The 24829-nt window shown below is 60.9% G+C and carries 37 protein-coding genes; 33 read left to right on the forward strand and 4 right to left on the reverse strand.

Annotated features, from left to right (window positions below):
• Positions 1-244 precede the first annotated feature (244 nt).
• Positions 245-985 carry a DUF72 domain-containing protein gene (locus tag OHL12_RS00005; RefSeq protein ID WP_263411794.1) on the reverse strand — a complete coding sequence of 247 codons (741 nt, stop codon included), beginning with the start codon at positions 983-985 and terminating at the stop codon, positions 245-247.
• 317 nt (positions 986-1302) lie between these two features.
• Entirely contained in the window at positions 1303-1953 is a 651-nt protein-coding gene (locus OHL12_RS00010; RefSeq protein ID WP_263411795.1) for a zinc-binding dehydrogenase, read from the reverse strand.
• A gap of 217 nt (positions 1954-2170) precedes the next feature.
• On the opposite strand from OHL12_RS00010, the gene OHL12_RS00015 reads away from it, so the two are divergent.
• The 33 genes from OHL12_RS00015 to OHL12_RS00175 all read left to right on the forward strand — a co-directional run bounded on the left by OHL12_RS00015 (position 2171) and on the right by OHL12_RS00175 (position 23167).
• On the forward strand, positions 2171-3775 hold the full coding sequence (locus OHL12_RS00015) for a sensor histidine kinase (RefSeq protein WP_263411796.1): 1605 nt from the start codon (positions 2171-2173) through the stop codon (positions 3773-3775).
• A 125-nt stretch (positions 3776-3900) separates the two neighbouring features.
• On the forward strand, positions 3901-4221 hold the full coding sequence (rpsJ, locus tag OHL12_RS00020) for a 30S ribosomal protein S10 (protein WP_013569724.1): 321 nt from the start codon (positions 3901-3903) through the stop codon (positions 4219-4221).
• A 143-nt stretch (positions 4222-4364) separates the two neighbouring features.
• Entirely contained in the window at positions 4365-5108 is a 744-nt protein-coding gene (rplC, locus tag OHL12_RS00025; RefSeq protein WP_263411797.1) for a 50S ribosomal protein L3, read from the forward strand.
• A gap of 204 nt (positions 5109-5312) precedes the next feature.
• Positions 5313-5987: a 50S ribosomal protein L4 gene (gene rplD, locus OHL12_RS00030; RefSeq protein WP_263411798.1), complete on the forward strand. Its 675-nt coding sequence runs from the start codon at positions 5313-5315 to the stop codon at positions 5985-5987.
• Entirely contained in the window at positions 5988-6281 is a 294-nt protein-coding gene (locus tag OHL12_RS00035; RefSeq protein WP_263411799.1) for a 50S ribosomal protein L23, read from the forward strand.
• Positions 6282-6424: 143 nt separating this feature from the next.
• Positions 6425-7249, forward strand: a complete 825-nt coding sequence (rplB, locus tag OHL12_RS00040; RefSeq protein WP_263411800.1) for a 50S ribosomal protein L2 — start codon at positions 6425-6427, stop codon at positions 7247-7249.
• Positions 7250-7265: 16 nt separating this feature from the next.
• Positions 7266-7550 (forward strand): 30S ribosomal protein S19, encoded by a 285-nt coding sequence (gene rpsS, locus OHL12_RS00045; protein ID WP_263411801.1) that lies wholly within the window; start codon positions 7266-7268, stop codon positions 7548-7550.
• Positions 7551-7603: 53 nt separating this feature from the next.
• Positions 7604-8107 (forward strand): 50S ribosomal protein L22, encoded by a 504-nt coding sequence (rplV, locus tag OHL12_RS00050; protein ID WP_263411802.1) that lies wholly within the window; start codon positions 7604-7606, stop codon positions 8105-8107.
• 85 nt (positions 8108-8192) lie between these two features.
• Positions 8193-8861: a 30S ribosomal protein S3 gene (gene rpsC, locus OHL12_RS00055; protein ID WP_263411803.1), complete on the forward strand. Its 669-nt coding sequence runs from the start codon at positions 8193-8195 to the stop codon at positions 8859-8861.
• A 115-nt stretch (positions 8862-8976) separates the two neighbouring features.
• Positions 8977-9423 (forward strand): 50S ribosomal protein L16, encoded by a 447-nt coding sequence (gene rplP / locus OHL12_RS00060; RefSeq protein ID WP_263411804.1) that lies wholly within the window; start codon positions 8977-8979, stop codon positions 9421-9423.
• Between the two features lie 49 nt (positions 9424-9472).
• The gene (gene rpmC / locus OHL12_RS00065) at positions 9473-9727 is read left to right on the forward strand and encodes a 50S ribosomal protein L29 (protein ID WP_263411805.1); all 255 of its coding nucleotides are present in this window, start codon (positions 9473-9475) and stop codon (positions 9725-9727) included.
• Positions 9728-9730: 3 nt separating this feature from the next.
• The gene (gene rpsQ, locus OHL12_RS00070) at positions 9731-10075 is read left to right on the forward strand and encodes a 30S ribosomal protein S17 (RefSeq protein WP_263411806.1); all 345 of its coding nucleotides are present in this window, start codon (positions 9731-9733) and stop codon (positions 10073-10075) included.
• Positions 10076-10217: 142 nt separating this feature from the next.
• On the forward strand, positions 10218-10589 hold the full coding sequence (gene rplN, locus OHL12_RS00075; RefSeq protein ID WP_047496466.1) for a 50S ribosomal protein L14: 372 nt from the start codon (positions 10218-10220) through the stop codon (positions 10587-10589).
• A 156-nt stretch (positions 10590-10745) separates the two neighbouring features.
• Entirely contained in the window at positions 10746-11072 is a 327-nt protein-coding gene (gene rplX, locus OHL12_RS00080; RefSeq protein ID WP_263411807.1) for a 50S ribosomal protein L24, read from the forward strand.
• Positions 11073-11229: 157 nt separating this feature from the next.
• Positions 11230-11772, forward strand: coding sequence for a 50S ribosomal protein L5 (gene rplE / locus OHL12_RS00085; protein WP_263411808.1), 543 nt, complete (start codon positions 11230-11232; stop codon positions 11770-11772).
• Positions 11773-11799: 27 nt separating this feature from the next.
• Entirely contained in the window at positions 11800-11985 is a 186-nt protein-coding gene (locus tag OHL12_RS00090; protein WP_263411809.1) for a type Z 30S ribosomal protein S14, read from the forward strand.
• 165 nt (positions 11986-12150) lie between these two features.
• Positions 12151-12549 (forward strand): 30S ribosomal protein S8, encoded by a 399-nt coding sequence (gene rpsH / locus OHL12_RS00095; protein WP_263411810.1) that lies wholly within the window; start codon positions 12151-12153, stop codon positions 12547-12549.
• A 203-nt stretch (positions 12550-12752) separates the two neighbouring features.
• Positions 12753-13292 (forward strand): 50S ribosomal protein L6, encoded by a 540-nt coding sequence (gene rplF / locus OHL12_RS00100; protein WP_263411811.1) that lies wholly within the window; start codon positions 12753-12755, stop codon positions 13290-13292.
• A 174-nt stretch (positions 13293-13466) separates the two neighbouring features.
• Complete coding sequence (gene rplR / locus OHL12_RS00105; RefSeq protein WP_263411812.1) at positions 13467-13832, forward strand: 50S ribosomal protein L18; 366 nt, start codon at positions 13467-13469, stop codon at positions 13830-13832.
• 25 nt (positions 13833-13857) lie between these two features.
• Complete coding sequence (gene rpsE, locus OHL12_RS00110; protein ID WP_263411813.1) at positions 13858-14364, forward strand: 30S ribosomal protein S5; 507 nt, start codon at positions 13858-13860, stop codon at positions 14362-14364.
• A 58-nt stretch (positions 14365-14422) separates the two neighbouring features.
• Positions 14423-14611 carry a 50S ribosomal protein L30 gene (rpmD, locus tag OHL12_RS00115; RefSeq protein ID WP_263411814.1) on the forward strand — a complete coding sequence of 63 codons (189 nt, stop codon included), beginning with the start codon at positions 14423-14425 and terminating at the stop codon, positions 14609-14611.
• Between the two features lie 126 nt (positions 14612-14737).
• Positions 14738-15223 carry a 50S ribosomal protein L15 gene (gene rplO, locus OHL12_RS00120; RefSeq protein WP_263411815.1) on the forward strand — a complete coding sequence of 162 codons (486 nt, stop codon included), beginning with the start codon at positions 14738-14740 and terminating at the stop codon, positions 15221-15223.
• Between the two features lie 169 nt (positions 15224-15392).
• Complete coding sequence (gene secY / locus OHL12_RS00125; RefSeq protein ID WP_263411816.1) at positions 15393-16790, forward strand: preprotein translocase subunit SecY; 1398 nt, start codon at positions 15393-15395, stop codon at positions 16788-16790.
• Between the two features lie 5 nt (positions 16791-16795).
• Positions 16796-17509 carry an adenylate kinase gene (locus OHL12_RS00130; protein WP_317889784.1) on the forward strand — a complete coding sequence of 238 codons (714 nt, stop codon included), beginning with the start codon at positions 16796-16798 and terminating at the stop codon, positions 17507-17509.
• A gap of 44 nt (positions 17510-17553) precedes the next feature.
• A complete protein-coding gene (gene map / locus OHL12_RS00135) occupies positions 17554-18303 on the forward strand; it encodes a type I methionyl aminopeptidase (protein ID WP_263411817.1) in 750 nt (249 codons plus the stop codon).
• 33 nt (positions 18304-18336) lie between these two features.
• Entirely contained in the window at positions 18337-18591 is a 255-nt protein-coding gene (infA, locus tag OHL12_RS00140) for a translation initiation factor IF-1 (RefSeq protein ID WP_425583480.1), read from the forward strand.
• A 71-nt stretch (positions 18592-18662) separates the two neighbouring features.
• A complete protein-coding gene (gene rpmJ / locus OHL12_RS00145) occupies positions 18663-18776 on the forward strand; it encodes a 50S ribosomal protein L36 (protein WP_263411818.1) in 114 nt (37 codons plus the stop codon).
• 155 nt (positions 18777-18931) lie between these two features.
• On the forward strand, positions 18932-19312 hold the full coding sequence (gene rpsM, locus OHL12_RS00150; RefSeq protein ID WP_263411819.1) for a 30S ribosomal protein S13: 381 nt from the start codon (positions 18932-18934) through the stop codon (positions 19310-19312).
• Positions 19312-19743: a 30S ribosomal protein S11 gene (rpsK, locus tag OHL12_RS00155; RefSeq protein WP_263411820.1), complete on the forward strand. Its 432-nt coding sequence runs from the start codon at positions 19312-19314 to the stop codon at positions 19741-19743. The genes rpsM and rpsK overlap by 1 nt, the downstream gene beginning before the upstream one ends.
• 145 nt (positions 19744-19888) lie before the next feature.
• The gene (gene rpsD / locus OHL12_RS00160) at positions 19889-20518 is read left to right on the forward strand and encodes a 30S ribosomal protein S4 (protein WP_263411821.1); all 630 of its coding nucleotides are present in this window, start codon (positions 19889-19891) and stop codon (positions 20516-20518) included.
• 213 nt (positions 20519-20731) lie between these two features.
• On the forward strand, positions 20732-21823 hold the full coding sequence (locus tag OHL12_RS00165; RefSeq protein WP_263411822.1) for a DNA-directed RNA polymerase subunit alpha: 1092 nt from the start codon (positions 20732-20734) through the stop codon (positions 21821-21823).
• A gap of 198 nt (positions 21824-22021) precedes the next feature.
• Positions 22022-22501, forward strand: a complete 480-nt coding sequence (rplQ, locus tag OHL12_RS00170) for a 50S ribosomal protein L17 (protein WP_317889785.1) — start codon at positions 22022-22024, stop codon at positions 22499-22501.
• A gap of 192 nt (positions 22502-22693) precedes the next feature.
• Complete coding sequence (locus tag OHL12_RS00175) at positions 22694-23167, forward strand: VanZ family protein (protein ID WP_263415035.1); 474 nt, start codon at positions 22694-22696, stop codon at positions 23165-23167.
• Here OHL12_RS00175 and OHL12_RS00180 read toward each other — a convergent pair whose 3' ends face one another.
• The gene (locus tag OHL12_RS00180) at positions 23168-23797 is read right to left on the reverse strand and encodes a VanZ family protein (protein WP_263411823.1); all 630 of its coding nucleotides are present in this window, start codon (positions 23795-23797) and stop codon (positions 23168-23170) included. It lies immediately after the preceding gene.
• Positions 23798-24077: 280 nt separating this feature from the next.
• Entirely contained in the window at positions 24078-24698 is a 621-nt protein-coding gene (locus OHL12_RS00185; RefSeq protein WP_263411824.1) for a superoxide dismutase, read from the reverse strand.
• Positions 24699-24829: the final 131 nt, after the last annotated feature.

Raw genomic sequence — 24829 nt, forward strand, 5'->3', positions numbered from 1 at the left:
GACGCACCGTGGGCGCCGGAACCATCACCGAAATCATCAAGTAAGCCACTGCATGGAGCAGATGCGCTTCGCGTCTGCCCCATGCAAGCTCACATGCAACACCGAAGGGCCGCATCGAACGATGCGGCCCTTCTGCTTGTGCTTAGAAGTTGTGAGCATCCTGCTTCCAACCAGCAAGTAAGCCAGGCTGAGCACCGCGCTCGTCGAACGCTTTGCTATAGGAGCTACGAGACTTCGCTGTGCCTTAACGAGGGGCTTTAGCCCCTGCCCCTTGCTCGAGGATCAACTGCATCTGGACAGCGTTTGCGGTGGCGTGGCCGAGCGCGGTGTTGTCGAAGATGATCCAGGTCTCCGATGGCTGCTGGGAGTCTTTCGGGGAGAGTACCTCTTCGGCGATTTCGCGAAGCCGGGGTTCTTCGTACTCGGAATAGTAGGTACGCGGTGTGCCGTGCAGGCGCCAGTAGTGGAGGTCCTGCCATCCGCCGGGACGCGCCGCCAAGTCGGAGCCCTTGGGTGGGTCGGCAGCCACGCGGGCGACCTGGAAATCGCGTAGCAGACAATCTGCGGCAGCGGTGAACCAAGTGGCGTTACGGGCTTCCAGGACGATGTTTCCGGTGTGCAGCTCACGGAGCGTGGTCAAGAACTCGTGAGCGATGCCTTCGTCGAAGGAGAGTTTGGGTGGGAGCTGCACGAGGATGGGGCCGAGCTTGTTCCCTAAGCCGCTCACGCCCGCGAAGAAGTCGAGCAGCATCGCACCCGTGTTGATGAGCTTGGCCGTGTGTGTGACGGACTTGGGCGCCTTGACGGCGAAGCGGAAGTCGTCGGGCACGGAGGCGGCCCAGCGCTCCCAGGTAGAGCGACGGTGCGGCCGGTGGAAGCTGGAGTTGATCTCCATGCAACGGAGGCGGGTTGCATAGCGCTCGAGGTGCGAGAGCTTTCCGCCGTCGGGCGAGGCAGGGAAGAGTGGCAGATGTTGCTTCGGCACGGTCGAACCTGCCGTGCCGACGAAGCAGCGCATGAGTTACAGGGTACGCGGAAGCGAACGGCGGGAGCTTGCCGGCTATTGCATGGTGTAAACGAGGCGCGGCCGTCCCGGGCTGTTCCACGTTTCCGCGACCTGCGCGAGCGGAACGGCTACGGTTGCCAGATGGAGCTTGCCCTCTGCGGCGAGGTTTAAGGTGTGGCCGATGGCTTCAAGCAGTTTAGGGAGCGGAACGGATTTTAAGCCGCTGCCCATGATCTGGATAGCGGAGGAGCGCAGGGCGGCGGCGGGAAGCTCGAGCGCTTCGCGGCTGGCCTCGCCTACCTGGATGAAGCGGACGGGTGGGCGTCTTCAACCGCCCTAGCGATGCTGGTGATGATGGTCCGGGCGCTGGTGCCCCACAGGTAGTCGATGACCACGTCGATGCCCTGAGTGAACTCAGCGGCAAGTGCGGCCGCGAACCGGTCAACGCCGTCTGAGTCTCCGGGGCGGAGGTCAAAGGGAAGGATCGCGTCAGCGCCGAGGGCGCGAAGGGATTCGAGCTCGACGGCGTTGCGACCCGTTGCGATCACCCGCTTTGCGCCAAGCTGCTTTGCGACCTGCACCGCTACATTGCCGGATGCGCCGGTTGCGCCGTTGACGAGCACGGTCTCACCGGGCTGGAGGTGGGCCCGTTCCACGAGCGCGGCCCAGCAGGACATGCCCGGGTTGGCTATGGCCGCGGCAAGAACGCTGTTCAACGCGGCGGGGACGGGAATGGTGTGGCGCGGGTCGACCAGGGTTTGCTCTGCCATGGCACCAAAGGGTGCCTCCGGAAGAACGAAGTACACGCGGCGACCGTCGATGGTGGTGCCTACGCCATCGACGCCGGGAACGAACGGATACACATACTCCGAGCTGTAGTGCGAGCCGGAGGCGCGGCCCTTCGTGAGATTGCTGAGAGCGGCCGCGTGAACTGTGACCAGGTCCATCTGGTCGCGTAGTGTTGGAGTTGGGAAACTACCAACAACCGGAGTTTGACCAGGGGATTGGACGACGGCAGCCTTCATCGGTCTAGTATGGACCTGCCCGGTTGCATTGCTGTCCGAAGACAGGGTCGGCTTGTCCCGCTCCTTGGCCGGAGTTCGTGAGACGGTGAAGAGGCGAGTGCTTGGCACACTACGGGAGATCGAAGAGCATGGGATCGCAGTGCAAGTAAAAGGCCGATTTCTGCCCGAAGCTCCGGAAGCCGCACGGAACGTCGTTCAGGGCAGCGGTGAGATGGCCGATCTGGTCCGCCGCATGGACTGGAGCAGGACACCGCTGGGTCCGATTGCTAAATGGTCAGAGACGCTGGTCGCGGCCGTTAACTTGATGCTGCTGTCGCCGTTTGCGGGGGCGGTGTATTGGAGCAGCGACCTGATCCTGCTGTACAACGACCACTATCGTCCATTCCTGGCTCAGAAGCATCCGTGGGCGCTGGGCTGCACCGGGCCCGAGGTTTGGGCAGAGGCTTGGGAGCAGATTGGGGACCCGATCCGCTCGGCGTTCCATCCGGGCAAGTCGGTGTCGGCCCGTGCAGAGAAGATTCCGATCCTGGTGGATGGCGTGATGCAGGACCGGTGGTGGACGTACGGTCTGAACCCGATCTTTGAGAGCGGCAACATCGTGGGTATTGCAAACCCGGTTGTCGACGATACTGCCGCTGTGATCGCTGAACGGGAGTTGAGGCGCAGTCGCGAAGAGTTCGAGATGGGGATGGAGGCGGCCTCGCTGGGTATGTGGCACTACAACCCCGAGACGAGGCAGGTGATTGCAGACGACCGCATGCACCGCATTGTTGGGTCGCCGAAGCCAAATGGTGAGGTGGCCTACTGGTTGAACCTGCTGCATCCCGAAGATCAAGAACGAGTTGCGGAGCACTTCCGTGGAGTGCTGGCGGGCAAGCACGATTACGACATTGAGTACCGCATCCTGCGGGATGGCGAGGTGCGCTGGCTGCGATCGAAAGGAAAGGCATCCCAAGCCGCGGACAGTCCGCAAGAACTGTTCGCCATTGTGGAGGATGTGACCGAGCGCAAGCTGGCGGAGACGGCGCTGCGGCAGAACGAAAAGCTTGCCGCAGTCGGGCGGCTGGCAGCTTCGATTGCTCATGAGATCAACAATCCTCTGGAGTCGGTCACGAATCTGCTGTACCTGATCCAGAACAGCGACAGCATGGAAGACGTTCGGACCTATGTGACAACGGCCGAGCGGGAGTTGCGTCGCGTGTCGCTGATCGCGAACCAGACGTTGCGCTTCCACAAGCAGCAGACCCGACCGGCGATGGCATTTTGTTACGACCTGATTGGGGATAGCCTGGCCATGTTCCAGGGGCGCGTCGTCAACAACGGCGTGACGCTGGAAAAGCGCAAGCGGGCGGAGCACCCGGTGGAGTGCCTGGGTGGAGAGATTCGGCAGGTGCTGAACAACCTGATTGGAAATGCGCTGGATGCCATGCCGAAGGGTGGTCGCCTGTTACTGCGCAGCAGGGAACAGGTTGACCCCGTAACGGGCGAGCGCGGGCTGGTGATGACCGTGGCGGACACCGGAACTGGAATGTCTCCGCAAGTGAAGGAGCGCATTTTCGACGCGTTCTACACGACCAAGGGCATGGGAGGCACCGGCCTGGGCTTGTGGATCAGCAGTGAGATCGTGGCGAGGCACCGGGGCAAGCTGAGGTTCCGGAGTTCTGACCGCCCAGGAAAGAGCGGAACCGTGTTCACGCTTTTCCTGCCGTTCGGCACATGTTCTGCGACATCCGGACAGCGCTAAGGGCGGAAACCCGCCAGGCTGAGGAGCGCGCTCGTCGTTTGAGTTGTGTTCGAGCCGACTTTTCCGTTATATTCGTAGGGTTGGCCGAAATGGCCTGACGCATTTTCGCTCTTTGAGAGAAGAACATGGCTGGACAGCAAAGGATTCGTATTCGCCTGAAGGCGTATGACTATCGCGTGCTCGACACGTCGACCGGTGAGATTGTGGAGACGGCGAAGCGCACGGGCGCACAGGTGGCGGGTCCGATTCCGCTCCCGACGATGAAGAACAAGTACTGTGTTCTGCGTTCGCCCCACGTGGACAAGAAGTCGCGCGAGGCGTTCGAGATCCGCACGCACAAGCGGCTGATCGACATCCTGGAGCCGACGCAGCAGACGGTGGACGCGCTGATGAAGCTCGACCTGCCGGCAGGCGTGGACGTCGAGATCAAGACCGTAACCAAGTAATCTTCGCAAGCTTCCGCTGCGCGCTGTAGTCCACCAGGTTCGCCCTCAAAGACAGCTCCGCGCAGCACCGCACCACCCAAGCAGCAAACCAAAATTCAACCGGCAGTGCCCGATGCGAGTCGCGGCATGATGAGGAGTGGCAAATGGCAGTAACAGGTATTCTCGGCCGCAAGGTCGGTATGACGCAGGTGTTCGACGATCAGGGTGCGGTGCACCCGATCACGGTCATCAAGGCCGGTCCGTGTGTGATCACACAGCTCAAGACCCAGCTGAAGGACGGCTACGACGCCGCCCAGATCGGTCTGGTCGAGTTTGTGAAGGCGAGCAAGGTGAACAAGGCCATGACGGGCCACTTCGCCAAGAGCGATGTTCCGCCGGTCAAGATCATCAAGGAAGTCGCGATCGAAACTTCGACCGGTACGGTCGAGGGTGATGGCAGCGAGGCTGTGAAGGCTGGCGACCGCATCATGGTCGACATCTTCAACGATGCCAAGTTCGTGGACATTATCGGCACCAGCAAGGGCCGCGGTTTCGCGGGCGTTGTGCGCCGGCACGGCTTCGGCGGCGGTCCCAAGTCGCACGGTCACATGTTCCAGATCCAGGGTTCGATCGGTGCATCGTCGTTCCCGTCGCGCGTGTTCCCGGGCCAGCGTATGCCGGGTCACTTCGGCGACGCGCAGGTCACGGTGCGCAACCTGCGCATCCGCGGCATCGACACTGAGGAGAACCTCCTTATGGTCGAGGGCGCGGTTCCCGGACCTCGTGATGGTGTGGTTCTGATCTCGAAGGCGAAGGCTCCGCCGCGTGAGCGTCGTGGATTTGCGGGTTCGGGCACGGTCGATCCGCTGAAGGCTTCGAAGAAGGCTTCGGCAGGCAAGAAGAAGTAGGGTTGAGCGTCCAGCGGAGACTGCGCCTCTCGGCCATGTCCCGGTGGGCGCAGTGGTTTGCCCCATGCGCATTTGCGTGGCGGGTCGCTCCAAGGCAGTACAGCAGCACTGCACCGTGCGGTTCCAGTCTTTGGCTCGGAATATCGGCACGGTGACACAACGACAGTACGGCGCCCGCAATGGTACGGGCCCAAAGGAAGCAAGATGGCAAAGATCAATGTTGTCGATCTCGGCGGAAACACAGTCGGCGAGCTTGAGCTTGCGGACGAGGTGTTTGGCGTCGAAGTGAACGAGGCATTGCTCTGGGAAGCAGTCAAGCACTACCGTGCAGCGCTGCGCCAGGGTACGGCCGCCACAAAGAACAAGAAGCTTGTGTCGGGTTCCGGCAAGAAGCTGTGGAAGCAGAAGGGAACTGGCCGCGCCCGTGTGGGTTCGGTGCGTTCGCCAATTTGGCGCCACGGCGGCACGGTGCACGGACCTCAGCCCCGCTCGTATGAGTACCAGTTCCCCCGCAAGAAGCTGCTGGGCGCGCTGAGCTCGGCATTGGCGAGCAAGCTGGCCGACGGCAAGCTGACTGTGGTTTCGACCCTGGAAGCGACCGAGCCGAAGACCAAGCTGTACCGCAAGATGCTGGACACCCTGGATGCCAAGAAGACGGCCCTCTTGGTGGAAAGCGGCCAGAAGCTGAGCGACAACCTGTTCTACGGTTCGCGCAACCTGGACGGTGTGGAGCTGGTTCTGTCGAGTGAAGTGCACCCGTACGATCTGCTTCGCTACGAGCACGCCATCTTCTCGCAGGCTGCCATTGAGGCCCTGCAGGAGACGCTGAAGAAGAACGTTTCCAAGCGCAAGCTGGACGCGCAGAAGGAGGCAGCATAAATGCCGACCGTATACCAAGTGATCCGTCGCCCGCTCATCACTGAGAAGAGCATGGGCGTGAAGGAGACCGAGGGCACGCTGGTGTTCGAGGTTGCCGCGAATGCGACCAAGACGGAAGTGAAGCAGGCGGTGGAGACGCTCTTCCAGGTGAAGGTGTCCACCATCCGTACGTCGAACGTGCTCGGCAAGGAACGCCGCCGTGGCCGTTTTACGGGCTTCCGCCCCGACTGGAAGAAGGCCTATGTACGGCTGAAGTCTGGCGAAGAGATGCCGGAGTACGTGAACAGCCTGTAAGTCAATAGCCTGTAAGGCAGTGGCGAGTCGGCAAACCGGTTTTGTCAGCCGGTTTGCAAGGGCTCCAAAGAGCTCGCCACACGCTGAATCTGTAACTGCTCCGCGCGCCTGACAAGCTATGCGGAAGGCAAGGGAACAAGGCAATGCCGATTAAGACATTCCGACCTGTGACTCCGACGCTGCGCTTCCAGTCGAAGCTGGTGAACTCGGACATCACGACGAACGAGCCCTACAAGCCGCTGCTGGAAGTAAAGCAGCGTACCGGTGGCCGTAACAGCACGGGCAAGCTGACGATCCGCCACCATGGTGGTGGCCACAAGCAGAAGCTCCGCATCATTGACTTCAAGCGCGACAAGTACGGCGTTCCGGGCACCGTGGCGACGATCGAGTACGATCCGAACCGCTCGTCCCGCATTGCGCTGATCAGCTACCGCGACGGCGAGAAGCGCTACATCCTGCAGCCGGTTGGCCTGAAGGTTGGCCAGCAGGTGATGAGCGGCCCCGACGCCGACATCCTCGTTGGTAATGCACTGCCGCTCAAGAACATTCCGGCCGGTACCACGGTCCACAACGTTGAGCTTCGTCCCGGCAAGGGTGCACAGATGGTGCGTTCGGCTGGATCGAGCGCGCAGCTGGTGGCCAAGGAAGGCGAGTACGCCTTGCTGAAGCTGCCTTCCGGCGAGACCCGCCGCGTTCTGGTGGATTGCATGGCGACCGTTGGCCAGGTGGGCAACACGGATCACGAAAACATCAGCTACGGTAAGGCCGGCGCCAGCCGCTGGCGTGGCATTCGCCCGGCGAACCGTGGTGTGTCGATGAACCCTGTGGATCACCCGCACGGTGGTGGTGAAGGTAAGACCTCCGGTGGCCGTCATCCTGTGACGCCCTGGGGCCAGCCGACTCGCGGATACAAGACCCGTAACAACAAGCGGACCGATGTGTTCATCGTGAACCGCCGCAGCAAGTAAGAGCTGAGAGGGACATATGGCACGTTCTACGAAGAAGGGCCCGTTTGTCGATACACACCTGATGACCAAGGTTGAAGTGATGAACTCGGCCAGCAAGAAGGATGTCATCAAGACCTGGTCGCGCCGCTCCACCATCTTTCCGGAGTTTGTGGGCCACACCTTTGCGGTGCACAACGGGAAGAAGTTCATTCCGGTGTATGTGACGGAGAACATGGTCGGTCACAAGCTGGGTGAGTTCTCGTTGACGCGGACCTTCAAGGGCCACGCGGCAAAGGCCGAGAGCTCGGCAAAGGGCAAGTAAGGAACCGGGAGCGGGTCTAGACCCGCTCCCCACTTGAGAGTCAGGAAGACACTATGGCGAAGACAGCCGAGAAGAGCACGACCGCGGTTCGCGAGTTTCGCGCCGAGGCGAAGTTCCAGCGGACCAGCCCGCAAAAGGCGAAGCTGGTGCTGGATACGATCAAGGGGCAGCGCGTGGAGCAGGCGCTGAACACACTCATGTTTACGCGCAAGCGCGTGGCGCCCATCGTCGAAAAGGCGCTGCGTTCCGCGGTGCAGAACGCGAACTATCTGTCGCAGGAGCAGGGCTTCGACCTGGATGTCGACAACCTGTTCGTGAAACAGGCAGTGGCGAACGAAGGTCCGCGCATGAAGCGCATCCGCCCTGCACCGATGGGCCGTGCGTACCGCTACCAGCGCCGCATCGCGCACATTATCGTTACGGTTGCCGAGAAGCAGAGCAAGGGCGGCCAGCAGGGCACCGAGGCAACGAGCAAAGCTGTTGCGACGGGCAAGACGTCTGGCAAGGCGACCACTAAGAAGGCTTCGAACAAGAAGTCGGCAGGCGCTGCAGCCTAATTTCGCACGCCGCTTCGGTGGCGTGTCAGGGTACTGAGTATGTTCGCCGGCACGATCCGGTGGACGCGAAGTGAAGGGATAAGTAATGGGTCAGAAGGTCCATCCGTATGGGTTCCGCCTCGGCGTAAACAAGCCGTGGAAGTCGCGGTGGTTTGTTGAGAAGGACTACGACAAGCTGCTGGTCGAAGACGTGAAGCTGAAAGCTGAGCTGCGCGAGAAGCTGAAGGCCGCCGGTGTCTCCTCCGTTGAAGTGGAGCGTCCGGGCAACAAGCTGCGCTTGATTATCCGCACCGCTCGTCCGGGCATCATCATCGGCCGCAAGGGCGCGGAGATCGACAAGCTGAAGGCCGACATCCAGAAGCGCACGAACCGTGAAGTGTTCGTCGACATCCTGGAAGTGAACAAGCCCGAGCTGGACGCGCAGCTTGTTGCAGAGAACATCGCTCTGCAGCTTGAGAAGCGCGTGAGCTTCCGCCGCGCGATGCGTAAGAGCGTGGATTCTGCGCTGCGCTTCGGCTGCAAGGGCATTAAGGTTCGCGTTTCGGGCCGCTTGAACGGCAACGAAATCGCGCGTTCCGAGTGGTATCTGCAGGGCCGTCTGCCGCTGCACACGCTGCGTGCGGACATCGACTACGGCTTTGCCGAGGCGAAGACCACCTACGGCGTGATCGGCGTGAAGACGTGGATCTACCGTGGCGACATCTACGAGCAGAAGCGCCGCCGCGATACGAACACGACCACTGGCGTGTTCTAAACGAAACACCGATGCGTACTGCCCGGCTCACCTTGCGGGCAGTACGTACGCAGGAAGAACAGTTGTGGCGCGGAGACTGGCTTAGCTGCCAAGGCCGTGCAGGAGAGATGACATCATGTTGATGCCAAAGAAGGTGAAGTACCGGAAGCAGCAAAAGGGCAAGATGCGCGGCAAGGCATGGCGCGGGTCCGAGCTGGCTTTCGGCGATTTCGGTCTGAAGGTGGTCGAGTGCGGCTACATCACCGACCGCCAGATTGAGGCGAGCCGTATCGCCATGACCCGCTACATCAAGCGTGGTGGCAAGGTTTGGCTGCGGATTTTCCCGGACAAGCCGATCACCAAGAAGCCGGCCGAAGTTCGAATGGGTTCCGGTAAGGGTGCGCTCGATCACTGGGTCGCCGTGGTTCGCCCGGGTAAGCTCCTGTTTGAGATGGAGGGCGTTACGCCCGAGATCGCGAAGGAAGCGATGCGCCTGGCCAGCAACAAGCTGCCGCTGAAGACGATCTTCGTGCAGCGTCCGAACATTGCCGCACCTGCGGGCAAGACCGAAGCCGCGGCCTAAGCCGCCCGAGTTAGCGCGGCGGCTGCTGCGCACATAAGAGAGAAGACCGATGAAGATCGACGAGATCCAGAGCCTGACGGCCGAAGAGCTGAAGCAGCAGGAAGCCCAGACGGGCGAGAAGCTGTTCCGCATTCGCTTTCAGAAGAGCCTGGGCCAGAACGAAGGCCTGAAGAACCTGCGCGAGCTGAAGAAGGACATCGCTCGCATCAAGACCGTGGCGCGTCAGCGCGAGCTCGGTCACGCAACCGCTCCGACCGAGAGCACCAAGCCGGCTAAGAAGTCGCGCAAGAAGAAGGACGCATAAGCCATGGCAGAGACGACGAACACTCCTGCAGTTGAGACCGCCGCGGCGGAGAAGACGGGTCATCGCACCGAGAAAATCGGCCTGGTGACCTCGACGAAGATGGATAAGACGATCGTGGTTTCGGTGGAGATGCGCAAGGCGCACCCGAAGTACCGCCGCGTGGTCAAGTCCAACAAGAAGTTCTACGCGCATGACGAGCAGAACTCGGCACGCGTGGGCGACCAGGTCCGCATTCGCGAGAGCCGTCCGCTGAGCAAGCTGAAGCGCTGGACGCTCGAAGAGATCGTGCGCCGCTCGTCGCTGTCGCAGCTGGCAGACACCAAGCCTACGACGCCCGCAGCGAAGTAGCGGAGACCACAGCGCCTGGATGATGAACGGAGAGGAAGTTGCTCTTCGTTCCGCTCGGCAGGCGCCGCAAGATTGAGCATCACTGGGACGCGAAGTCCCCGGTTCCGGCGACACGATCGCAGCGGGATCAGGAGAGAAAACAATGTCCGTTCAAATGAGAACGATCCTCGACGTGGCCGACAACTCGGGCGCGCGCCGGCTGCAGGTAATCCTGCCGTTGGGTGGCGGCCTGGGCAAGAAGGCCGGTCTGGGTGATGTGGTGACCGCCGCGGTGAAGGAAGCTTCGCCGGACGGCACCGTGAAGAAGGGCAAGGTCGTGAAGGCCGTGATCGTGCGCACCCGCAAGGAAGCGCGCCGCAAGGATGGCACCTACATCCGCTTCGACCAGAACGCGGCCGTGGTGATCAACGATGCAGGCGAGCCGGTGGGCACGCGTGTGTTCGGACCCGTCGCCCGTGAGCTGCGCGACAAGAAGTTCCTGAAGATCGTGTCGCTGGCTCCTGAAGTGATCTAAGCTTCTCTATCCTTGCTGAAAGCGCAGACTTAGCTTGCTAAGCTGCGCTTTTTCGCGTAGAGTAGACAAGTTTGGTCCAAACAGTTGCAACCTTTCCTGCTGAGGCACAGCAGAGGCCTGTCACCGGGACCACGGTGCGGGACAAGGAGTAAGGAAATGGCAAACATTCTTCGCAACGATCAGGTAATCGTCATCGCTGGCAAGAACAAGGGCAAGACCGGCCGAGTTCTGCGTGTGATCGCGGATAAGAACCGCGTTCTGGTTGAGGGCGTGGCTATGATCAAGAAGCACGTCAAGCCGAATCCCCAGGCCAACATCAAGGGGGGCATCGCGGAGCAGGAAGCCCCGATCCACATCTCGAACGTGGCCCTGATGGACTCGAATGGCAAGGCGACCCGCGTGGGCATCCGCACCGTGGACGGCAAGCGCGAGCGCTTTGCGAAGTCGACCGGCGAGACGCTGGCACTGCCGAAGCGCAAGTAGTTTACCGAGCGGCGAACCGTCCCTAGACCTCTTCGCATTTTTGAAGCTGAGTAGGATCGGTCATCTAGCAAGCTGAACTTGTACTCGAGGAACACCCCACGAAACGGTATACGGCGCGCGAGCGCTACCCCGGAACCGTGGAGAAAGACAGGAAGAAATGGCAGCACGCCTGCGTGAGAAGTATTCGACCGAGCTGAAGGGCGCGGTTCAGAAAGAGCTCGGCATCCAGAATGTGATGGCCGTGCCAAAGATCGAAAAGATCATCATCAACATGGGCCTGGGCGAGGCCACGCAGAACAACAAGATCCTCGACCCGCTCGTGAGCGATCTGGCCCAGATCACCGGCCAGAAGCCGGTGCTGACCAAGGCCAAGAAGTCCATCGCGCAGTTCAAGGTGCGCGCCGGCCAGTCGATCGGCGCCATGGTCACCCTGCGTGGCGACGCGATGTACGAGTTCCTGGATCGCCTGATCTCGGTGGCGCTGCCCCGTGTGCGTGACTTCAAGGGTGTTTCCGCCAAGAGCTTCGACGGCCGTGGCAACTACACGCTGGGTCTACGCGATCAGCTCATCTTTCCGGAAATCGACTACTCGAAGGTCGAGAAGCTGAAGGGCATGAACGTCACGATCGTGACCACCTCGCCCGATGACAATGGCGCCCGCGTGCTCTTGAAGCACTTCGGCATGCCCTTCCGCGCATAAGCGGCGAACTGAGAGGATTAGAAGAACATGTCGACTACCGCAAAAGCAGTCAAGGACGCCAAGAAGCCCAAGTTCAAGAGCCGCCAGCACAACCGCTGCCAGCTGTGCGGTCGCCCCCGGGCGTTTCTCCGCAAGTTTGGGATCTGCCGCCTGTGCTTCCGTGGCCTCGCTTTGAAGGGCGAGATTCCAGGTGTCGTGAAGTCTAGCTGGTAAGTACTCCGCACGGTTCCCGGCGCGCGATGCGCGCGCTCGGGGTGACGAGATTGTGTAGCCTGCGCAGAGCGCATCCGCTGCATGCAATGCAAATCCTCTGCAGGTTCTGCCGGCATCGCGTTTCAACGTCGCCCGCAGCAAACGAGAGGTAGAGAGAAGAAGACCATGAACTTGACCGATCCAGTCGCAGACTTCCTGACCCGCGTTCGCAACGCGATCCGTTCCCGCCACCAGAAGATGGATGTTCCTGCCTCGAACCTGAAGGCCGAAATCGCCCGCATTCTGAAGGAAGAGGGCTACATCACCAACTTCAAGGTGACGGAAGAAGAAGGCAAGCGCGTTCTCCGCGTGTACCTGAAGTACTCCACCGACAACCAGTCGGCGATCACGGACCTGAAGCGCATCTCCAAGCCGGGCTCGCGCGTGTACCTGGGCAAGGACGACATCCGTCGCGTGCAGGGTGGCCTCGGTATTTCGATCCTGACAACGCCGAAGGGCGTGATGACGGGCCGTCAGGCCCGCCGCGAGAACGTCGGCGGCGAGATCCTCGCACACGTCTGGTAGGCGCTTCGCCCCGTTCTCGACGCCTCACGTGAGGGCGGTGCTAATCGGCTCGATGGCGCGGGCGGCCTAGTGGACCTCCGCGCTGCACTCAGCAAATTGCAAGACAGTAGTGGTACGGCATGTGGTGGCGACATCGCATGGGCTGCAGTGGAACGGCACGGGATAATCCCGCCGCGACTCGCAAGCCGCAAAGGAACAAAAGCATGTCACGTATTGGTTTGAAGCCGATCCCCAAGCCGGCCGGTGTAAGCTACACCGTCAACGGCAATACCGTTGAGGTGAAGGGACCCAAGGGCACCACCACCGCTCTGCTGCCCACGGGCATCAAGCTGGTGGAAAAGGACAACAACATCGTTGCCGAGCGAGAGAACGACTCGCAGAAGGCAATTCACGGCCTGGCGCGCGCCTTGGTGTTCAACGCAGTCGAGGGCGTGACCAACGGCTGGAAGAAGGAACTGGACATCGTCGGCATCGGTTACCGCGCCGAGATGAAGGGCAAGGGCCTTGTGGTGTTCACGCTCGGCTACTCGCACCCGATCGAGTTCCCGCTGCCCACGGGCATCGATGTTGCCATCGATCCCAAGCAGACTCACCTGACGGTCACCGGCATTGACCGGCAGAAGGTTGGCCAGGTTGCCGCGGACATGCGTTCGCTGCGCAAGCCCGATCCGTACAAGAACAAGGGCGTTCGTTACACCGACGAAAAGCTCAAGAAGAAGGTCGGCAAGACCGGCTCCAAGTAGCCCTTCGGGCCGTTCTCGACACGCTTCGCGTGTGGTTGGGATCGGCCCTGAGGATTGGCTGGCTCACTTGAGAGAGTGGCAGCATAAACCGAGGCGACGGACGAGATGCCGTCGCTCCCCGACTCCGAACGCGGCCGCCCAGGGTGGCTGCGCCTGTAGGAAAGGAAAGACGAGATGATTACACTCACCAAGCGCAATGAGGTCCGCAAGCGGGTCCACAAGCGCGTCCGGAACAAGGTTTCAGGCACGACCGAGCGTCCCCGCCTGAACGTCTTCCGTTCGCTGAACCATATCTACGCCCAGGTGATCGACGACTCGCAGTCTGCGACCCTGGCGGCCGCTTCCACCCTGACGAAGAAGGGCGAAGAGGCCAAGGCCGGCGGCAACATCGAGGCAGCCCAGCAGGTTGGCAAGCTGATCGCCGAGCGCGCACAGGAAAAGGGCATCAAGAAGGTCGTATTCGACCGCGGCGGCTACCTGTATCACGGCCGCATCAAGGCCCTGGCCGACGCTGCACGCGAAGCCGGTCTCGAGTTCTAACTCAGGTTCAACGGAAGGATTTCGAATGGCACTCAAGAAGAAGATCGATGCGAATCGCCTGAACCTGAAGGATCAGGTTGTGGCGATCAACCGCGTGACCAAGGTGGTCAAGGGCGGTAAAAACATGAGCTTTGCGGCGCTGGTTGTCATCGGCGACCCGGCAGAGGGCGTGGTGGGCTACGGTTCGGGCAAGGCGAAGGAAGTTCCGCAGGCGATCCGCAAGGGTATTGAAGCGGCGAAGAAGAACCTGCACCGCGTGAACCTGACAGAAACGTCGATTCCGCACCAGGTGTTGGGCCGCTTCGGATCGGGTCATGTGCTGCTGAAGCCGGCGCCGGAAGGTACCGGTGTGATCGCGGGTGGAGCGGTGCGCGCGGTGATGACGTCGGCCGGCGTGCAGAACGTTCTGACCAAGTCGCTGGGAACGGCAAACCCGCACAACGTGATCAAGGCCACGTTTGACGCGCTGACGCAGTTGCGTGACAAGGCCGAAGTCGCGGCACTTCGTGGCAAGTCGGTGGAAGAGCTGTAAGAACCGGAACAGGGAACAGGGCATCGGCTCTGCTCCCATTCCTCTTCGGAGAAAAGCAATGGCAGAGAACACGGGCAAGATCAAGATCCAGTACTACCGCTCGAAAATTGCGACCCCGGTGAAGCACAAGCTGGTGGTCAAGGGCCTCGGCTTCACGCGCCTGAATCAGATCGTGGAGCGCGAGGATTCCCCCTCGATCCGCGGCATGGTGGCAGCGGTGCCGCACTTGGTCCGCATCGTCGAGTAGTTCAACACCGCCTGTTTATCAGGCAGTCACCAGGCTGACATAGAACACGAGTCAGCCGCCGTACGTAAGTGCGGCAAAACATGCGAGTCGACGCTCTTCAGCGCCGGCGTTAGCGAGGAAAGAACAATGGCACTGAATCTTTCGAACCTTGGCGCGCCCAAGGGAGCAAACAGCAACAAGAAGCGCGTGGGCCGTGGTATGGGCTCGGGCATGGGCAAGACCTCGACCCGCGGTCACAAGGGTCAGCGCTCGCGGTCGGGCTCGCGCATGATGCGTGGCTTCGAAGGCGGCCAGATGCCGCTGCACCGCCGTCTGCCGAAGCGTGGCTTCACGAACATCTTCCGTCAGGAGTACTTCGTGCTCGGTCTGGACCGCATCGCGCTGATCGCGGCCACCAGCAACGAGGGCGAGCTGACGCCGGAAGTGCTGTACAAGCTGGGCGTTGTCAAGAAGAAGAACGGTCTGATCAAGATTCTGGCGAATGGTGAGATCTCGACGGCAGTGACCGTGCACGCGCACAAGGCAAGCAAGCAGGCGCAGCAGAAGATCGAAGCCGCGGGTGGTAAGGTCGTTCTGCTCGGCGCTCCGGCAGCCGGAGAAGCACAGGCATAGCCTAGCGGTTCTCGTTACAATCGAGGTACACGCTTTGCAAGCCAGGTAAGCGGGTCGAGCCAGAACTGGCTCGGCCTTTGCCTGTATAGCGAAGCCGGCTTCCGACCGAGTCGGGGCAACAGTTTCAGGATGCATTGGAGCGAGCGCTCCAGATGGGTGTTTCCGCCGGATGTTTGACAAGATCGCGAATATCTTCCGAATCCCGGACCTGCGCAAGCGGGTTCTGTTCACGCTGGGTCTGCTGGCGGTGTACCGCCTCGGCGGGCACATCCCCACGCCGGGCATCAACGCCGATATGCTGGCGCAGTACTTCCAGCAAAATGCGGGATCGTCGCTGGGCCTGGTGGACCTGTTCACCGGCGGATCGCTGCGTCGCCTGACCATCTTCGCGCTCGGCATTATGCCGTACATCACGGCGTCGATCATCTTCCAGTTGCTTACGGTGATCTACGAGCCGCTGGCCAAGCTGCAGAAGGAAGGCGAAGTCGGCCGCCGCAAGATCACTCAGTGGACCCGGTACGTGACGGTTCTGCTGGCCATCGTGCAGTCGTTCGCGATCGCGCTGACGCTGACCAAGAGCACCACCGGCGGACCGATGGTGACCATGAGCGCCCCGGCGTTCACCGCTCTTTGCGTGCTGACCCTGACGACCGGTACGGCCTTCATCATGTGGCTGGGTGAGCAGATCACCGAGCGCGGCATTGGCAATGGCATGTCACTGATCATCTTTGCCGGCATCGTTGCGGGCCTGCCAAACGGCATCAACGACCTGCTGGAAAAGGCACGGGACAGTGCGTGGGGCGGTTTCACGCCGGTCGCAATCGCGCTGCTGCTGGTGGTGATGATCGCGGTCGTGGCGTTCATCGTGTACGTGGAGCGGTCAGAACGCCGCATTCCCGTGCAGTACGCGAAGCGGATCGTCGGACGCCGCATGATGGGCGGACAAGCGACGCACTTGCCGCTGAAGGTGAACTCGGGCGGCGTGATGCCGGTGATCTTTGCGAGCTCGATTCTATCGGCGCCGCTATTGTTCGCGAACAACGCGTTTGTGCAGAACAACTCGGTACTGCGCAAGATCACGGAAGGTCTGCGACCGGGTGAGCCGTGGTACGAGCTGATCTACGTCGCCGCAATCATCTTCTTTGCATATTTCTACATCTCCATCGTCTTCCGTCCGGATGACATCGCGGACAACATGCGCAAGTACGGCGGCTTCATCCCGGGCATTCGTCCTGGCCGGCGCACGTCGGACTTCATCAATGACATCCTGACGCGGATCACGCTCGTCGGTGCGATCTACCTCATCGTGATCTCGATCATCCCCCAGTTGCTGATTGGCGGCATTCACTTTAACCATCTTTGGCTACTCGGCGGAATGTTCGATCGCATGCCGACGTGGGTGAACAACGGCCTGGGCCTGACGTTCTACTTTGGTGGCACGTCGCTGCTGATCGTGGTCGGAGTGGCGATGGATACGGTGCAGCAGGTGGAATCGCAGTTGATCATGCGTCACTACGAGGGCTTTACGCCGAAGAGCGGCCGCGTTCGTGGCCGGCGGAGCTGGTAAGCCGGGTGAGTCAGGACGAGATGGTGCAAGAGATTGGAGCAGGGTTCGTTCCGGGCCCTGTTCTCTTATTGGGCGCGCCCGGCGTCGGCAAAGGAACACAAGCGCAGCGGCTGATGGAGCTATGGGGAATCCCGCAGATCTCTACCGGGGATCTGATCCGCGACAACATCCGCCTTGGGACGGTCATCGGCAAGCGTTTCAAGGAATTAGTGGACGCCGGGATCTACGTTCCCGACGAGGTCGTGAACCAGATGGTGGCGGACCGCACCGCAGAACGGGATTGCGAACGCGGCTTCATCCTGGATGGCTATCCACGAACTCTTGGACAGGCGGAGTGGCTGGACAGCTTTCTGCTGACGAAGCACGGCGAAGCCGGGTTGCCTCTGGTTGCGGTTTCCGTCCAGGTTCGCTATGATGAGTTGTTGCGTCGCGTCACGGGGCGGCGGGTAGGCCCGGGTTCGAAACGGATCTACAACATCTACACCAATCCTCCGGTTTCCCCCGGTGTGTGCGACGTGGATGGCGAGCCGCTGGTTCAGCGGCCGGATGACACCGAAGAGGTCTTTGCCGAGCGCATGCGCGTCTTCGGCGAGCAGACCGCGCCGGTGATCGATCATTACCGTGACCTCGGCAGGTTTGAGGAAGTGGATGGAGAGCAGGCCGTCGAGGTTGTGACGGAGCAGATTGTTGCGGCGCTCAGGCGTTTGCGCACTAGGTAAGGCGGCGGCCAGTTTCCAAGCCGCAGAAACGATCTTTGAAGTAGATGGCGATTGTACTGAAAACACCGGCGGAGATTGAGCGGATGCGCCGGAGTGGAGCTCTGCTGCGGCAGGTGCATCACGCAGTTGAGGCTGCGGTAAAGCCTGGCGCGAGCACGATGGACCTGGAACGGGTGGCCGAAGCGAAGATCCTCGAACTGGGAGCCAAGGCTGCGTTCAAGGGCTACCAGAACTACCCGGCTTGCCTCTGCACCAGCGTGAACGAGGAAGTGATCCACGGGATTCCTTCCGAGCGCAAGGTCCTGAAGGAAGGCGACGTGGTCAGCGTGGATTGCGGTCTGCTGTTGGATGGCTACTATTCCGACGCGGCGGTGACCTACGCAGTGGGAGCGCTGAAGCCCGAAGCTGCTAAGTTGCTGGACGTAACGAAAGCTTCGCTGGAACGGGCCATCAGCGTGGCGCAGGTTGGAGCGACACTGGGCGACATCGGCTTTGCGGTGCAGGAGATGTGCGAGGCCGAAGGCTATGGTGTAGTCCGGGAGTTCGTCGGGCACGGCATCGGTCGCAGCATGCACGAGGAGCCGCAGGTGCCCAACTACGGTCGCCGGGGCAAGGGCCAGAAGCTGAAGGCCGGCATGGTCCTGGCGATCGAGCCAATGATCAACGCCGGGACGGCTGAAGTGCAGGTGTTGAAGGATGGTTGGACCGCGGTGACCAAGGACGGAAGCTGGTCGGCTCACTTTGAGCACACGGTTGCAATCACCAAAGATGGACCGCTGGTTCTGACACGATAGTCGGGGCGGGCGAGAGCAGGGAACGGTCGCGGCATGGTGCCGCCTCCGCGAAGTGGCGAGGGAGACGGTTTGTCGAAGGAAGATGCAATTGAAGCAATGGCAGTGGTCGTAGAGACGCTGCCCAATGCGATGTTCAAGGTGGAAATGGAGAACAAGCATCAGGTGCTGGCTCACGTCTCCGGCCGGATGCGCAAGAACTTCATTCGTATTCTGCCTGGGGATCGTGTTGCCATCGAGTTGAGCCCGTACGACTTGTCGCGTGGGCGCATTGTGTACCGCTACAAGTAAGTAGCGAGTCAACAAGTCGGCCATCAGTAGCCCTTGGGACTCCTGGGACCGACCGGAAGGAAGCAGTTGCAATGAAGGTACGTGCAAGCGTGAAGCGCATTTGCGACAAGTGCAAGATCGTTCATCGCCACGGTGTGGTGCGGGTGATCTGCGAAGTCGCGAAGCACAAGCAGCGCCAGGGATAAGTTCCCGGGCGTGTAACAGTAACAGAGCGGAACCCAATGGTCTTCTGGGGCGAGTTCGCCGAAGTCAAGGCGTGCGATGAACCCCGGGCCCTCCGCCTAACCCGCTAGCGGCGACAGCGCCGCGTGGCACAGGAAGTAAAGAGGAAGACACAGACATGGCACGTATTGCAGGTGTCGATCTGCCGAACAACAAGCAGGCAAGGGTCGGCCTTACCTACATCTTCGGCATTGGTCCGAGCCGTGCGTTGAGCATTCTTGCAAAGGCGGAAATCGATCCGCTGCGCAAGCTGCAGACGCTGGACGAGGACGAACTGAATCGCATTCGTGGTGTGATCGAGCAGGAAGGTGGAATCGAAGGTGACCTCCGCAAGGAAGTCGGCCTGAACATCAAGCGCCTGATCGAAATCCAGAGCTACCGTGGCCTGCGCCACCGCCGCTCGCTGCCTGTCCGCGGACAGCGCACCCACACCAACGCCCGCACGCGCAAGGGTCCCCGTAAGGGCACGGTTGCCGGCAAGAAGAAAGCGACGAAGTAATGGCCAAGCAGCAGAACAAAGGAAACTCGGGCGCTGCCGGCAAGTCCGGCAAGGGCAAGAAGTTCAAGAAACGGGAACGGAAAAACGTCCCGTACGGCCTGGTGTTTGTCCAGGCGTCGTTCAACAACACCATCGTGACGATTACGGACCAGCAGGGCAATACTCTGAGCTGGAAGAGCTCGGGTTCGCTCGGCTTCCGTGGATCGCGCAAGGGCACGCCGTTCGCGGCACAGCAGGCCGCGGTGAATGCCGCCCAGGCTGCTCGCGATCACGGTCTGCGTTCGGTCGACGTGCGCGTCTCCGGCCCCGGTTCGGGCCGCGAGTCGGCAGTGCGTGCGCTCGCGGTTGCGGGTCTTGAGGTCCGCTCCATTCGCGACGTTACGCCGATCCCGCACAACGGCTGCCGTCCGCCGAAGCGCCGCCGCGTGTAAGTAGAAAGTAAAGGTGGGAAGTAGAGGGCAGGCTGGTTGGACCTTCTACTTCTCTCACCTTGAACTTTGAACAGCAGTTCGGATCGGGACGACACGCCGCCAGCGCGTAAACCGATCGCCACCTGAAGTACTGGAGAGAAGATTCATGGCACGTTATACCGGAGCTGTCTGCCGCCTTTGCCGGCGCGATGGCGTCAAGCTGTTTCTGAAGGGCTCGCGTTGCTTTAGCGATAAGTGCGCGATTGACAAGCGCAACTTCCCCCCGGGCCAGCACGGCCAGGCTCGCGCGAAGAAGATCGTTGGCTACGGCTTGCAGCTGCGTGAAAAGCAGAAGGCGAAGCGCTACTACTTCACGCTGGAAGGCCAGTTCCGCAAGTACTACGAAGAGGCCAGCAACAAGACCGGAGTGACGGGCGAACTGCTACTGCAGCAGTTGGAGCGTCGCCTGGACGCGCTGTGCTATCGGGTGGGCTTTGCCCTCTCGCGTCGTCAGGCCCGTCAGCTTGTCCGTCATGGCCACGTTCTCGTGAACGGTAAGAAGGTCAACATTCCTTCATACCAGATCAAGGTCGGCGACACGGTCGAGCTTCGCGAAGACGCGAAGAAGCTCGCGATTGTGGAAGGTGCTGAGCAGTTCCATGCGGGTCTGCAGCAGCCGTCGTGGCTGCAGATCGACCGCGCAAACCGCAGTGCCAAGGTTCTGGCCCTGCCGAAGCGCGAAGAGATCCATCTGCCGGTTAACGAGCAGCTGATCGTCGAACTTTACTCGAAGTAAGCCTGCCAGTTGCTCTGTTGTTCGTTCCCTCGGTTATCTGAGGGAACGAACAACGGCTTTTCAAGAAGCGAGAGCGATGGCATACGAGGAACAGCCGCTCGCAACCAGGCTGTTGTCAGTGGCACATCGCCATGGAACCAGCAAGACCGATTCCCGGCACCCGCAAAATGCTTCGCGGCTCCGCTCGGGAGGAGGGAATGAAGGAGAGTACCCATGTTGTGGAGAGGTTTCCAGAAGCCTAAGCGTCTCGCGGTCGAGCAGGAGTCGCTCACCGAGAAGTATGGCAAGTTCAGCGCGCAGCCCTTTGAGCGCGGCTTTGGTACTACCATCGGAAACAGCCTGCGCCGCACGCTGCTGAGCAGCATCGAAGGCGCTGCCGTGACGGCGGTGAAGATCGAAGGCGTTCTGCACGAGTTTCAGTCGATCCAGGGCGTGGTGGAAGACGCGACCGACATCATCCTGAACCTGAAGCAGATCCCGTTCAAGCTGAACGGCGACGGCCCCAAGGCCCTGTATCTGCGCGTGGAAGAGCCGGGCGTTGTGACCAGCGGCATGATTGAGGCCGACGGCGACGTCGAGATCCTTGATAAGGACGTGTACATCGCGACCGTGTCCGAAGGTGGCAAGCTGGACATGGAAATGCGCTTGAAGCGCGGCCGTGGCTACCAGTCGGCGGACAAGAACTACGATCCGGATCTTGGCATCGGCTTCATCCCGGTCGACTCGGTCCACTCGCCCGTGCGTAAGGTCAACTATGCGGTCGAAGCGGCACGTCTGGGTCAGATCACGGATTATGACAAGCTGACGCTCGAGATCTGGACCAACGGCACGGTTCAGCCGGCCGATGCGCTTGGCCTGGCGGCGAAGCTGCTGAAGGACCACATGACCATCTTCATCAACTTTGAAGAGGAGATGGAAGCGGGTCTGGATGGTGCGCACGATGGTCCCGCGCTGCGGAACGACAATCTGAACCGTTCTGTGGAAGAGCTGGAGCTGAGTGTTCGCAGCTACAACTGCCTGAAGAACGCGAACATCGCGACTATCGGCGAGCTGATCCAGAAGACCGAAGCCGAGATGCTGAAGACCAAGAACTTCGGCCGCAAGAGCCTGAACGAGATCAAGGAAATCCTTGCTCAGATGGGTCTCTCGCTTGGCATGAAGATCGACGAAAACGGTCAGCCTCAGCCTGGTCCGACCTCGGTTCTGCCCGCTGCGACTCTGGCGGCCTCGTTCAACAGCTTCGATGATGAAGAGGACGAGGAAGAGGACGAAGACTTCCGCATGCCGGAGACGGAGAACTTCTAAGAGCAGGGAACAGGGGTCAGGAGCAGAGGCTATCTGTTCCGCTGATCGCGAGCTCTGCGGCTCTGATTCGGTGAGTCAGGGTGAAGAAAAAGTAAGAGCCGCTCCGGGTAACTTCTGGAGCGGCGGTAGTTCGGAACGACGCACACGGACGCTGTTCCCCGGTGCCGGTTCCCTGATCCCTAGTTCAGAGAGAAGACAATGCGCCATCGTAAAGCAGGAAACAAACTTGGACGGAACCACAGCCACCGCCGCGCTCTGCTGCGTAACCTGGTGACCTCCGTTGTGATCGAAGACCGCGTGGAGACGACCGTGGCGAAGGCAAAGGCCGTTCGTCCTCTGGTCGAGAAGATGATCACGCTGGGTAAGCGCGGCGATATTCACTCGCGCCGTCAGGCGGCTGCGTTCCTGCAGACGCCGGAGTCGGTGTCGCGCCTGTTTGCCACGGTAGCTCCGCGCTACGGCGACCGCCAGGGCGGATACCTTCGCATCGTTCGCACCGGCTTCCGCCAGGGCGACGGTGGCGAAAAGGCCATGATCGAGCTGCTGGGCGCCGAGCAGGAGCTGGGCGCGAAGCAGCAGAAGCGCGCTGAGGCGAAGGCCAAGAAGCGCGAAGAGCTGGAGCGCCAGCTTGCCGAGCAGGGTGGCAACGAAGAAGGCGGCTCGGAAGAGAACGCCTAAGTTGCCGGTCTTGCACCACGCACACGGATCGAAACGGACGGGACGCAGAGCGCAAGCTCTTGCGTCCCGTTTGTGTTGCTGGGGACGCAAGACATGATGCGGCGGGCTCCAGTGCTGTTGGGCGGCCGAGCTCTGCCGCGGCGGCGCGGTCCCGTCGCACACTTCCTGTTTGTCTGGGCACCTGTGATCGTCATGCTGCTGGTGATCGCGCGCGAGTCGACCGCCGCGTTCGGCAGCGTGAATACGTCTTCGGTTCTTCGCGTGGTTTACCAGGCCGTGTTCGGCCATGTACCGGATGATGCGTGGGAGAGTATCCACCATTACATCCGGAAGACGGGGCACTTCCTCGGATACGGCACTCTGGGCGTCAGCTGGCTTCGTGCGTTCCTGTATTCCTGGATGCTACCCTTGCGGCACCGCCCGGCCGGGGTGTGGCGCCGGTGGTGCCTGCAGATGGCGATCTGCTGCACGGCGCTGGTGGCGTCGCTGGATGAGCTGCACCAGTCCTATATTCCGGATCGAACCGGGCTCGTCACGGATGTTTTGCTGGACACCACCGGTGCCCTGGTACTGTGCCTATTGGTCGCGCTGTTCTGGCTCCGCACAAGTGCCCGAAGGGCCCCGTTCACAGGGGCCGTCTCCGTCGTTCCTAAGTCGTTGGTGTAATTAGTCGAGCAGAGCCTGCCGAAACAATGCAGTGCCGGAGCTCCACGAGCGAAGCAGCCGGAATTGGATGCGCTGGTGCAGAGCGCGCCTGCGCTGGAACAGCAGCACTGCTGCCGCAACCGTGAGCATGAGAAACGCACCCGTGGTGTCCAGCAGAACATCCGAGACACACGCCGTACGGTTCGGCAGGAAGCTTTGGTGAAGCTCGTCCATGCTGGCGACGAATGCCGTGGAGAGCAGGGCTAGACCGCCCGCCAACATGCGAGTGCGAGCCCAGGTCTGCTGCGTCCAAAGCGACCGACTGCGAGCAAGCAGGAACGTGAGCCAACCCTGCGCGAAGATGAAGCCGAGCGTGCCGTAGCCAAAGAAGTGGCCGCACTTGCGCATGACATGGTTCAGCTCGGCCATGTCAGAGTTCGCAAGGTGAACCAGCGGCATGCAGAGACGGCTGAGCCAAACCATCGTATGGTCCGCACCCATAACTCGAGTGGACTCGCCACAGATCACGAGAACTCCCATGAGCGCCGGAAGCCACGCCGCCATGAGACGCAGCGGGATTGGCTTTGCAGTGACAGGTTTCAGGTGGGTCGGAGCGTTCTGTGCGTTGGTCATCGCAACAGGTGACAGCACGTGCCGTACCAAACTTGCTGAAGCTTGCAAGGCACTATTGGAGAACGAGTTACGAGGTGAGCGCGAACTAGACGCGTGGGCTAATACCGACGAGGATGCGTGTAGCTTGCCGCAGTTTTTTCGCAGAAGGCATGTTGAATGTCATGTCAACTACTTGCGTTGCCTTGGTTGCTTCTCCGTACTGAAGTTCGTCAAGCCGCAGACTCGCATAGAGAAAGGCCGCCTAGTGGCGGCCTTTCTCTATGCTCCAAACACGATGGTGGTGCATGCACCCACAAGGTTACGCCTTGTAGGACTTGGCAAGTTCAAAGCGCTTGTTCACTTCTTCCCAGTTCACCGTGTTCCACCAGTTGGCCAGGTACTCGGGGCGCTTGTTTTGGTACTTCAGGTAGTAGGCGTGTTCCCACACATCGTTGCCGAGGATGGGGTAGCTGCCCTGGGTGATGGGATTGTCCTGGTTTGGCGTTGTGACGATCGCGAGCTTGCCGCCCTTGTAGATGAGCCAGCCCCAGCCGGAACCAAACTGCTTGGCCGTGGTCTCGTTGAACTGCTTCTTGAACGTTTCGAAGTCGCCGAAGTCGGCCTTGATCTGGTCGGCAATCGCGCCCGTGGGTTCACCGCCGCCGTTTGGCTTCATAAGCTGCCAGAACATGGTGTGGTTTACGTGGCCGCCGCCGTTGTTGCGGACCACCGCACGCACGTCCTCGGGAATCGCTTCCAGATTCTTGATCAGGTCTTCTGGCGACTTGGAGCCCAGCTCCGTGTGCTTCTCGACGGCGCCATTCAGGTTGGTGACATAGGTGGCGTGATGCTTGTCGTGGTGCAGCTTCATCGTCGCTTCATCGATGTGCGGCTCGAGCGCGTTGTAGTCATAGGGCAGCGGCGGAAGTTCAAAGGACACGGTGATCTCCTTGCTTTGGTAGTACGAAGAGGTTTGGGCAGGCGCAGGCGGGCCCGTCACACACGCTCTCTAGGATGCCTCCGTTGAAACAGCGGATGCAGGAAGGTGTGCGAACCGTCTCGCCTCGCGGG

The organism is Terriglobus aquaticus, from assembly GCF_025685415.1.
Taxonomy (GTDB): domain Bacteria; phylum Acidobacteriota; class Terriglobia; order Terriglobales; family Acidobacteriaceae; genus Terriglobus; species Terriglobus aquaticus.